This window comes from Pseudomonas sp. P1.31, assembly GCF_001269815.1.
GTDB classification, from domain to species: domain Bacteria; phylum Pseudomonadota; class Gammaproteobacteria; order Pseudomonadales; family Pseudomonadaceae; genus Aquipseudomonas; species Aquipseudomonas rustica.
The window spans coordinates 258691-269994 of record NZ_LHVN01000003.1 but is presented as its reverse complement, the minus strand read 5'-3'; the positions used below and the strand labels follow the sequence as shown (position 1 = coordinate 269994).

General features: G+C 58.9%; 6 protein-coding genes. 5 read left to right on the top strand and 1 reads right to left on the bottom strand.

Annotation, left to right across the window (positions count from 1 at the left end; translation table 11 throughout):
• The first annotated feature begins 177 nt into the window (after window positions 1-177).
• The 5 genes from aceE (at window position 178) to msrA (ending at window position 10263) form a co-directional block, all read left to right on the top strand.
• Complete coding sequence (gene aceE, locus AD669_RS01975) at window positions 178-2823, top strand: pyruvate dehydrogenase (acetyl-transferring), homodimeric type (RefSeq protein ID WP_008081364.1); 2646 nt, start codon at window positions 178-180, stop codon at window positions 2821-2823.
• Window positions 2824-2834: 11 nt separating this feature from the next.
• Window positions 2835-4799 (top strand): dihydrolipoyllysine-residue acetyltransferase, encoded by a 1965-nt coding sequence (gene aceF, locus AD669_RS01970; RefSeq protein WP_053116712.1) that lies wholly within the window; start codon window positions 2835-2837, stop codon window positions 4797-4799.
• 266 nt (window positions 4800-5065) lie between these two features.
• Window positions 5066-6463 carry an alkaline phosphatase D family protein gene (locus tag AD669_RS01965; RefSeq protein WP_053116711.1) on the top strand — a complete coding sequence of 466 codons (1398 nt, stop codon included), beginning with the start codon at window positions 5066-5068 and terminating at the stop codon, window positions 6461-6463.
• 253 nt (window positions 6464-6716) lie between these two features.
• On the top strand, window positions 6717-9413 hold the full coding sequence (locus AD669_RS01960; protein WP_053116710.1) for a bifunctional diguanylate cyclase/phosphodiesterase: 2697 nt from the start codon (window positions 6717-6719) through the stop codon (window positions 9411-9413).
• A 184-nt stretch (window positions 9414-9597) separates the two neighbouring features.
• Window positions 9598-10263, top strand: coding sequence for a peptide-methionine (S)-S-oxide reductase MsrA (gene msrA, locus AD669_RS01955; RefSeq protein ID WP_053116709.1), 666 nt, complete (start codon window positions 9598-9600; stop codon window positions 10261-10263).
• 129 nt (window positions 10264-10392) lie between these two features.
• Here msrA and AD669_RS01950 read toward each other — a convergent pair whose 3' ends face one another.
• Window positions 10393-11232 (bottom strand): 23S rRNA (adenine(2030)-N(6))-methyltransferase RlmJ, encoded by an 840-nt coding sequence (locus tag AD669_RS01950; protein ID WP_053116708.1) that lies wholly within the window; start codon window positions 11230-11232, stop codon window positions 10393-10395.
• Window positions 11233-11304: the final 72 nt, after the last annotated feature.

Genomic DNA, 11304 nt, shown 5'->3' with positions numbered 1-11304 from the left:
GTAGTTTTACTACTCGTCTATACATCCGAAAGGCTGAAATGCTCAAAGATTTGTAGTAAAACTACACGCCGCCGGAACAACCTGTCGGCAATCCAAGAATTTTAAATCGTCTGCCCACAAGGCCAGTCGCAAACTCAGGCAACCGATTCTGGAAGCCTTTCCGCCCTGGAGCAAGCCATGCAAGACCTCGATCCCGTCGAAACCCAGGAATGGCTGGACGCCCTGGAATCGGTTCTCGACAAAGAAGGCGAAGACCGTGCTCACTATCTGATGACCCGTATGGGTGAACTGGCAACCCGCAGCGGTTCGCAGCTCCCTTACGCCATCACCACGCCTTACCGCAACACCATCCCGGTAACCCACGAAGCACGCATGCCTGGCGACCTGTTCATGGAACGCCGCATTCGCTCGTTGGTACGCTGGAACGCGATGGCCATGGTAATGCGTACGAACCTGAAAGATTCCGACCTCGGTGGTCACATCTCCAGCTTCGCTTCCAGTGCGACCCTGTATGACATCGGCTTCAACTACTTCTTCCAGGCCCCGACCGACGAACACGGCGGCGACCTGATCTACTTCCAGGGCCACACCTCGCCAGGCGTTTACGCCCGTGCGTTCATGGAAGGCCGCATCACCGAAGACCAGATGAACAACTTCCGCCAGGAAGTCGACGGTCAGGGCCTGTCGTCCTACCCGCACCCTTGGCTGATGCCTGACTTCTGGCAGTTCCCGACCGTATCGATGGGTCTGGGTCCAATCCAGGCGATCTACCAGGCACGTTTCATGAAGTACCTGGAACACCGCGGTTTCATCCAGCCGGGCAAACAGAAAGTCTGGTGCTTCCTGGGCGACGGCGAGTGCGACGAGCCGGAATCTCTGGGCGCCATCTCCCTGGCCGGCCGCGAGAAGCTGGACAACCTGATCTTCGTCATCAACTGCAACCTGCAGCGCCTCGACGGCCCGGTTCGCGGCAACGGCAAGATCATCCAGGAACTCGAAGGCGTGTTCCGCGGTGCTCAGTGGAACGTGACCAAAGTCATCTGGGGCCGTTTCTGGGACCCGCTGCTGGCCAAAGACGTCGACGGCATCCTGCAACGTCGCATGGACGAAGTCATCGACGGCGAGTACCAGAACTACAAAGCCAAAGACGGCGCGTTCGTTCGCGAGCACTTCTTCAACACGCCAGAACTCAAGGCGATGGTTGCTGATCTGTCCGACGACGAGATCTGGAAACTCAACCGTGGCGGCCACGACCCGTACAAGGTCTATGCGGCGTACCACGAAGCGGTCAACCACAAAGAACAACCAACCGTCATCCTCGCCAAGACCATCAAAGGTTATGGCACTGGTGCCGGCGAAGCGAAAAACACTGCGCACAACACCAAGAAAGTCGACGTCGACAGCCTGAAGTTGTTCCGCGATCGTTTCGACATCCCGGTCAAGGACGAAGAGCTGGAGAACCTGCCGTTCTTCAAGCCAGAGCCAAACAGCGCCGAAGCCCGCTACCTCAGCGAGCGTCGCACTGCACTGGGCGGTTTCGTGCCACAGCGCCGCGCACAAAGCTTCAGCGTGCCGACGCCGGATCTGGACACCCTCAAGGCCATCCTTGACGGTTCCGGCGACCGTGAAATTTCCACCACCATGGCCTTCGTGCGGATCCTCGCGCAACTGGTCAAGGACAAGGAAATCGGCCCGCGCATCGTTCCGATCATCCCGGACGAAGCCCGTACTTTCGGTATGGAAGGCATGTTCCGTCAGCTCGGCATCTACTCGTCCGTCGGCCAGCTTTACGAGCCAGTCGATAAAGACCAGGTGATGTTCTACAAGGAAGACCAGAAAGGTCAGATCCTTGAAGAAGGCATCAACGAAGCAGGCGCCATGAGCTCGTTCATCGCCGCCGGTACTTCGTACTCCAGCCACAACCAGCCGATGCTGCCGTTCTACATCTTCTACTCGATGTTCGGCTTCCAGCGTATCGGTGACCTGGCCTGGGCCGCTGGCGACAGCCGTACCCGTGGCTTCCTGATCGGCGGCACCGCCGGCCGTACCACCCTGAACGGTGAAGGTCTGCAACACGAAGACGGTCACAGCCACCTGCTGGCTGCAACCATCCCGAACTGCCGCACCTACGATCCAACCTACGGCTACGAGCTGGCGGTGATCATTCAGGACGGCATGAAGAAGATGACCGAAGAGCAACAGGACATCTTCTATTACATCACCGTGATGAACGAGTCGTACCAGCAGCCAGCCATGCCGGCCGGTGCCGAAGAAGGCATCAAGAAAGGCATGTACCTGCTCGAAGAAGACACCCGCGATGCGGCGCACCACGTACAGCTGATGGGCTCCGGCACCATCCTGCGTGAAGTCCGTGAAGCGGCGAAGATCCTGCGTGAAGAGTTCAACGTTGGCGCTGACGTGTGGAGCGTTACCAGCTTCAACGAACTGCGTCGCGACGGCCTCGCTGTCGAGCGCAGCAACCGTCTGAAGCCGGGCCAGAAGCCTAAGCTGAGCTACGTCGAAGAGTGCCTGAACGGCCGTAAAGGTCCGGTCATCGCCTCTACCGACTACATGAAGCTGTTCGCCGAGCAGATCCGTCAGTGGGTACCGTCGAAGGAATTCAAAGTCCTCGGCACCGATGGTTTCGGCCGCAGCGACAGCCGCAAGAAACTGCGTCATTTCTTCGAAGTTGACCGTCATTTCGTGGTGTTGGCAGCCCTGGAAGCACTGGCTGACCGTGGTGATATCGAACCTAAGGTTGTGGCTGAAGCCATCACCAAGTTCGGCATCGACCCGGAAAAACGCAACCCACTGGACTGCTGAGGAGACATTTTGTGAGCGAACTCATTCGCGTACCTGACATCGGCAGCGGTGAAGGTGAAGTAATTGAACTGTTTGTGAAGGTCGGCGACCGTATCGAAGCCGACCAGAGCATCCTGACCCTGGAATCGGACAAGGCCAGCATGGAAGTGCCGGCCCCGAAAGCCGGCGTCATCAAAAGCCTGAAAGTGAAGCTGGGCGACCGTCTGAAAGAAGGCGACGAACTGCTTGAGCTGGAAGTCGAGGGCGCCGCTGAAGCGGCCCCTGCTCCGGCTGCTGCACCGGCTAAAAAGGCTGAAGAAAAACCGGCCGCCGCTCCTGCTGCTGCCGCGCCAGCCGCTGCCCCTGCTGCCGCTTCGGTTCAGCAAGTGCACGTGCCGGACATCGGTTCTTCGGGCAAGGCGCAGATCATCGAGATCCAGGTCAAGGTCGGCGACACCGTCGAAGCTGATCAATCGCTGATCACGCTGGAATCCGACAAGGCGAGCATGGAAATCCCGTCGCCTGCCGCTGGCGTGGTCAAGGCCATCAGCGTCAAGCTCAACGACGAAGTCGGCACTGGCGACCTGATTCTGGATCTGGAAGTGGCGGGTGCTGCGGCCCCTGCTGCGGCCGCTCCGGCTCAGGCTGCTGCTCCGGCCGCTGCCGCAGCGCCTGCTCCGGCAGCCGCGCCAGCCGCTCCGGTTGCTGACAGCGTTCAGGACATCCACGTTCCGGACATCGGCTCGGCTGGCAAAGCCAAGATCATCGAAGTGTTGGTCAAGGCTGGCGACAGCGTTGAAGCCGACCAGTCGCTGATCACCCTGGAATCCGACAAGGCGAGCATGGAAATTCCATCGCCTGCCGCCGGCGTGGTGGAAAGCGTTTCCATCAAGCTGGATGACGAAGTCGGTACCGGCGACCTGATTCTGAAGCTGAAAGTCAAAGGCGCGGCCCCTGCTGCTGCCCCGGCGCCAGCTGCCGCCGCTGCTGCTCCGAGCGCTCCGGCACCTGCCACTGCTGCTCCGGCTGCCGCTGCACCTGCTGCCGCTCCAGCCGCCGCACCGGCCAAGCCGGGCGCGAAAGTTCACGCCGGCCCAGCCGTGCGTCAACTGGCTCGTGAGTTCGGCGTCGAGCTGAACGCTGTCGGCGCCAGCGGCCCGCACGGTCGTATCCTGAAAGAAGACGTGCAGGTTTACGTCAAAGCGATGATGCAGAAGGCCAAGGAAGCACCGGCCGCTGCTGCTGGCGCAACCGGTGGCGCGGGCATCCCGCCGATTCCGGTCGTCGACTTCAGCCGTTTCGGCGAAATCGAAGAAGTGCCGATGACTCGCCTGATGCAAATCGGCGCGTCGAGCCTGCACCGCAGCTGGCTGAACATCCCGCACGTGACTCAGTTCGATTCGGCTGATATCACCGAGCTGGAAGCGTTCCGCGTGGCACAGAAAGCCGTTGCAGAGAAGGCCGGCGTCAAGCTGACCATCCTGCCGTTGCTGCTCAAGTCGTGCGCGCACATGCTCAAGGAGCTGCCGGACTTCAACAGTTCGCTGGCGCCAAGCGGCAAAGCGATCATCCGCAAGAAGTACATCAACATCGGCTTCGCCGTCGACACTCCGGATGGCCTGCTGGTACCGGTCATCAAGAACGTCGACCAGAAGAGCCTGTTGCAACTGGCAGCCGAAGCCGCTGCGCTGGCCGCCAAGGCCCGCGACAAGAAGCTGACTGCTGACGACATGCAAGGCGCCTGCTTCACCATTTCCAGCCTCGGCCACATTGGCGGCACCGGCTTCACGCCGATCGTCAACGCGCCGGAAGTGGCGATCCTCGGTGTTTCCAAGGCAACCATCCAGCCAGTCTGGGACGGCAAAGCCTTCCAGCCGAAACTGATGCTGCCGCTGTCGTTGTCCTACGATCACCGTGTGATCAACGGCGCCGCTGCCGCACGCTTCACCCAGCGTCTGGGCAGCCTGCTGGCGGACATCCGTACCATCCTGCTGTAATCCCAGGCGGCCCTTCAGCAATGGAGGGCCGCTTGTGTTTCACGTTTTCGAGCGCCACACGCTCGTACCTCAACCCCGTCAGTTTGACGGGGCTTTTTTTTGCCTGAAATTCGCTTCTTATACTTTTCCCACACATTGCGCTGACATCGGCTACAGCCCGAGTCAGCTTAGTGCCGATCTTTTTATCCAAACGCCAACTAGTCTTGGCACAGCACAGTCAAAATACCTTTTAGTTTTATCTGACACTCATTCGAATGGATTCGAACATGTTAAAACCGACTATCGGCCCGATTATTGGCCACGTTACAACTAACCAGGCGCGGATATTTATTCGCGGCGAGTTTCAAAAAGATCTTCAGGTGTTCGCCGGCATTCGTTATCGGGCCAGCGACACGCAACAATGGACTAAAGGCATTTTTGCCAAACTCGACGAATCTCGCGACATGTCCAATGTGATCGCACTTCACAACTTACTTGAAAACACCGAGTACGAATATCAAACCGGCTGGTTCAGCCCGATGAGTCCGGTACACACCGTCGACAGTGTCGCCGAACTGCCGCTGCAGTGGCCACGCGAGACTCACCGTTTTCGCACCCGCTCCGGCGAACCATTGCAGCCGCGCGCCTACATCGTTGGTTCGTGCCGTTACCTGCGCATGACGGCAGGGGTTGCGGTATTACCGCAGTTCGGTGACCGGATCTTTGCTTCAATCCGTCAATTGATTGAGGGGATACAACCACCCATCAGTGCAATGTTGATGACCGGCGATCAGATCTATGTCGACGATCTCAACTTGATTGCGCCTGATCACGAATACAAAGATATTCTCGCAAAGTACCGCGCAGCGTTTTCGCAACCCAACATAAAGCGCTTAATGTCGGAAACTTCGACGTATATGATTCTCGATGACCATGAAATCGAGGACAACTGGCCGGCGAATGCCGAAGCAGGTGACGACGCGTTATATAACAACGCCACCAAAGCCTATGAACTGTATCAAGCCAGCCATAGCCCGGCCTGTTCTTTGGCAACTAACGGCCAAGTTGATCATTCATCTGTCCAGCATTACTGGTATCAATTCAGCGACGGCGATCTCGAATGGTTTGTCACCGATAGCCGCACCCGCCGCAACTTGTCGGCCGATGATCGACGCATCCTCGACGACGAACAGGAGCAAGCGCTGCTGGACTGGCTGATCAACAGCACGGCGCGGGTCAAATTCGTGGTCACCAGCGTGATGTTCTACCCGGACGGCAAAGGCCTTGGCGAAGATGCGTGGAAAGCTTTTCCGGAGCAGCGTCTGCGCTTGCTGGAAACCATTCGTACCCGGCGGATCAGCAATGTGATCTTCATTTCCGGCGACGTGCATGGCTCGATGACTGCGCGTCTGACGCACAGTGAAGATCCTGATTTCGAAGTGCACACCGTGGTGTCATCGCCGCTGTGCAACAGCAAACTGCTGCCGTATGCCAAGGCGTCCACGTTCATCCTCGATCAGCCGTTGGTGCGCACGGTGGCGGGGGATTATGTGCATGAGTTGACCAGCGAGGTGATTAGTCAGGATAACTTCGCGCACATGGTGGTCGAGGCTGAGCGGATTGTGGTGAATTACCATGATCGCGATGGGAAGCCGTTGCAGTCGATTGCGATAGATCTGCGCTAAACCTTAAAAGATCGCAGCCTTCGGCAGCTCCTACAGGGATCGCATTTCTCTTCAAACGTGGGCGCTGGCTGCGATCTTTTGCTGTTTTCAAATAGACGCTGGAGAAATGTTCACTCCAGCCGACATATTCTTATAGCACTTGGCCTTCATCACTCTTGTCAGTCAGTGCTGCAATGATGCAACCTTGCCGCAGGCAACGTTTAAGAGGGCGAGAGCCCGGCGCGTTCAGCATATTTCCAAGCGAGTTCCCTTCATGAAGAGCCAACCCGATGCCGCCAGCCGTATGGTGGCCGAGGTAGTGACGCAGTTGCCTGTGCCCTCGCGGCTCGGCATGCTGCGTTTCGAGCGCTTGAATGAAGCCAGTTGGGCGATGCTCTTTCTCGATCCGAATTGCGAACGCCAGTTCGGCCAGCCCGCTGTCGAGCTGTGCGCTCTGGTCGGCTCGCCTTACGCCAGCCTGATGGAGCCGGAAGCGCGCTATCAACTGCACGACGCGATCCAGCAACAACTCGGCGCCAGCCCGCATTATCTGGTGCGTTACACCCTGCACACCCCGGCCGGCGCGCTGAATATTCTTGAACTGGGCGAAGCCTACAAACAACACAATCGTCACCTGCTGCGCGGCTATTTGCTGGCGGTCGATGACGTCTTCGACGATGCGCCGCTGCAACCCTCGGTCGATCTCGAAACCCAAAATTCGCGCCTGCAAATCGCCCTCGAACTGAATCAGCGTGCGCAGCAGGAACAACTGCTGCATCTGGAGCGTGTCCGCGCCCAGCAGGATTTGATTTTATTGCTCGCCCGTCAGCGCTACAGCACGCACAACTCGTTGCAGGAAGCCGCCGAACTGATCACCCGCTGCGCCTGCGATATCTATGAAATCGACTGCGCCAGCCTGTGGAACCTCGAAGGCCAGCAACTGGTGCCGATCTCGGCGTACCACCGTACGACGCAGGAATACATCCTGCCGGACGTGATCGACGTCAGCACCTTCCCCGATTACATGGAAGCGTTGCAAAGCAGCCGCGCCATCGACGCGCACAACGCGATGCGTGACCCGCGTACCCGCGAAATGGCCGAAGCCCTGCGCCCGCGCGACGTCAATGCGATGCTCGATGCCAGCATTCGTGTCGATGGTCAGGTCGTCGGCGTGTTGTGCCTGGAGCAGACCGGCGTGACCCGCGCCTGGCAGTCCGACGAAATCGCCTTTGCCGGTGAGCTGGCCGACCAGTTCGCGCAAGTCATCAACAACCACAACCGCCGCACCGCCACCAGCGCCCTGCACCTGTTCCAGCGTGCGGTCGAGCAAAGCGCCAACGCGTTTTTGCTGGTCAATTGCGACGGCGTGGTCGAGTACGTCAACCCGAGCTTCACCGCGATCACCCAGTACACCACCGAGGAAGTCCACGGCCAGCGACTGTCCGAGTTGCCGGCGCTGGAAAACCTTAGCGAGCTGCTGTTCGACGCGCCTTCGGCGCTAGCCAAGAGCAACAGTTGGCAGGGCGAATTCAAAAGCCGCCGGAAAAACCTCGAACCGTACTGGGGCCAGTTGTCAATCTCCAAGGTCTACGGCGACAACCGTGAGCTGACGCATTACATCGGCATTTACGAAGACATCACCCAGACCAAACTCGCGCAGCAACGCATTGAGCGTCTGGCCTACACCGACAACCTGACCAACCTCGGTAACCGCCCGGCGTTTATCCGCAATCTGGACGAACGCTTCGCCCGGGATAGCGATACCCCGATCAGCCTGTTGCTGGTCGACATCGACAACTTCAAGCGCATCAACGACAGCCTCGGCCACCAGACCGGCGACAAACTGCTGATCAGCCTGGCCCGACGTCTGCGCAACAGCCTCAGCCCAAGTGGCAGCCTCGCGCGATTCGCCAGTAACGAATTTGCCGTACTGCTCGACGACACCGATCTGGCGACCGGTCAGCAGATCGCCAACCAATTGTTGGCGACGCTGGATAAACCGATGTTCGTCGACAACCAGTTGATCAGCGTCACCGGCTCGGTCGGTCTGGCTTGCGCGCCGTTGCACGGCCGCGACCCGCAAACCCTGATGCGTAACGCCGGTCTTGCTCTGCATAAGGCCAAGGCCAATGGCAAACACCAAGTGCAAGTCTTCACCGAAGCGCTGAACGCCGAGGCCAGTTACAAACTGTTCGTCGAGAACAACCTGCGCCGCGCCCTCACCCAGAATGAGCTGGACGTGTTCTACCAGCCCAAGCTGTGCCTGCGCAGCGGTCGCTTGCTGGGCATGGAAGCGCTGTTGCGCTGGAACCACCCGGAACGCGGGATGATTCGCCCGGATCAGTTCATCAGCGTTGCCGAAGAAACCGGGTTGATCATTCCGATCGGCAAGTGGATTGCGCGCCAGGCCTGCCGCATGAGCAAAGCGCTGACCGCTGCTGGCATGGGCAATCTGCAAGTGGCGATCAACCTCTCGCCGAAACAGTTTTCCGACCCGGATCTGGTCGCCTCCATCGCCAACATCCTCAAGGAAGAAGCGCTGCCGGCCCATCTGCTCGAACTGGAACTGACCGAAGGTTTGCTGCTGGAAGCCACTGAGGACACGCACTTGCAGCTTGATCAGCTCAAGCGTCTGGGCCTGACCTTGGCCATGGACGACTTCGGTACCGGTTATTCGTCGCTGAGTTATTTGAAGAAATTCCCGATCGACATCATCAAGATCGATCGCAGCTTTATCCACGAAATCCCCGACAACCAGGACGACATGGAAATCACCTCAGCGGTGATTGCCATGGCGCACAACCTGAAACTCAAGGTTGTGGCGGAAGGCATCGAGACCGCCGAACAACTGGCATTCCTCCGTCGCCATCGCTGCGACGTCGGCCAGGGTTACCTGTTCGACCGCCCGATCCCCGGCGGCGAACTGATCCAGGCGCTCAAGCGCTACCCGCGCGGCCCGCTCGCCCTCTAACCCCCCGCCGCCCTCTCATGTAGGAGCTGCCGAAGGCTGCGATCTTTTGATCCTGTTTTTTTAAAGACAAGATCAAAAGATCGCAGCCTTCGGCAGCTCCTACATTGGCTAGTGCGAAGTCGGGCATCATTGGGCACACTGGCGGTCTGACTTTTTACATCCAACCTGACTGAGAGGACTGATCATGGTTCTGCGCTCGGAAATTCTGGTGAACAAAAACGTGCTTCCAACCAAAGAACAAGCTCTGCCCGGCCGCGAAACCGCGATGACCCTGCCTGAAAAACACTTCGTGTTTGAAGACACCCCGCTGCTCGGCCCGTTTTTCCAGGACGTCGATTTTGCGATCTTTGGTCTCGGTTGCTTCTGGGGCGCCGAGCGCCGCTTCTGGCAGCGCGAAGGCGTGGTCAGCACGGTCGTCGGTTACGCTGGCGGCTTCACCCCGAACCCAACCTACGAAGAAGTCTGCTCGGGCCTGACCGGCCACTCCGAAGTAGTGCTGGTGGTGTTCGACAAGGATAAAGTCAGCTACGAAGAGCTGCTGGCGATGTTCTGGGAACTGCACAACCCGACGCAAGGCATGCGTCAGGGCAATGACATCGGCACGCAGTACCGCTCGGTAATCTACGCGACTTCGCCTGAGCATCTGGACGCGGCGCTGAAGAGCAAAGCGGTGTATCAGGCTGAATTGTCGAAGGCTGGCCTGGGTGAAATTAGCACCGAGATCGAACAGGCGCCGACCGTGTACTTCGCCGAGACGTATCACCAGCAGTATCTGGCGAAGAATCCTGAGGGTTACTGCGGGATTGGCGGCACCGGCGTGTGCATGCCACCAAGTTTGGCGGGTAACTAAAGCCTGAAAGCAAAAGATCGCAGCCTTCGGCAGCTCCTACAGGAGATCAGTGATCGTCCACACATTTGTGGATGACCCCGCCCCCTGTAGGAGCTGCCGCAGGCTGCGATCTTTTGATCTTGCCGTTAATCAGCTCTCAGCAATCAACCAATCCATCTGCCAGCCACCCTGAGTCTGCCCCAGTTTCTTCGACAACCACGGCAGCAGCTCACGCAATTCTTCCTCCAGCCCCCACGGCGGATTGGCAATCGCCATCCCCGAACCGTTCAGACTGTTCGGCGTATCCAGCGGATGCACCAGCAACTCCACGCGCAGCAACTTAGGCGCGCCGCTCCCGGCCAGATCCTGATAGAAACGACGCAGCGCACGCTGGTCTTTCACCGGATACCAGATCGCCGCCACCGTTTGGCGCATGCGGCCAATGGCCTCTTTCAACGACGCCGCGCAGCGCTGCATCTCATCAAGCTGTTCGAACGGCGGATCGATCAGCATCACCGCGCGCTTCTCCTGCACCGGCAACATCGCCCGCGCCACATGCCAGCCCTCGCCGAGGTGTACTTTCACCCGACGATCACCGGCCATGTTGTCCTTGAGCAGCACGCCGTCTTCCGGGTGCTTCTCGTTGAGCATCACCCGATCCTGCGGCCGCGTCAGACGCCGCGCCAGCTCCGGCGAACCCGGGTAGTAGCGCAACTGGCCATCCGGATTCATCTCGTGCAGCACTTTCATGTAATCGGCGGTCAGCGCCGGCAGATCCGGCTGATCCCACAAGCGCGCGATGCCTTCCAGGTACTCGCCGGTGCGATTCGCCTGATCGCCCTGCAAGTCATACAGACCAATGCCGGCGTGGCTGTCGAGATAGGCAAACGGCTGCTCCTTGCGCGACATCAAGGCGATGAGGCGGGTCAAGGTCAGGTGTTTGAACACATCGGCGTGATTGCCGGCATGGAAGGCGTGACGATAATTCATGGCTGCTCCTGCGAAGGGCGCAAAGTTTACCTTTTACCGCGCGGCAAGTCAGGGGTTGGCGGCTGAGCGGGC

Bases quoted from the DNA above. Each gene is read 5' to 3' on its own strand.
- aceE (WP_008081364.1), top strand. From the start codon at position 178: ATGCAAGACCTCGATCCCGTCGAAACCCAGGAATGGCTGGACGCCCTG.
- AD669_RS01950 (WP_053116708.1), bottom strand. From the start codon at position 11,232: ATGAATTATCGTCACGCCTTCCATGCCGGCAATCACGCCGATGTGTTC.
- AD669_RS01965 (WP_053116711.1), top strand. From the start codon at position 5,066: ATGTTAAAACCGACTATCGGCCCGATTATTGGCCACGTTACAACTAAC.
- msrA (WP_053116709.1), top strand. From the start codon at position 9,598: ATGGTTCTGCGCTCGGAAATTCTGGTGAACAAAAACGTGCTTCCAACC.
- AD669_RS01960 (WP_053116710.1), top strand. From the start codon at position 6,717: ATGAAGAGCCAACCCGATGCCGCCAGCCGTATGGTGGCCGAGGTAGTG.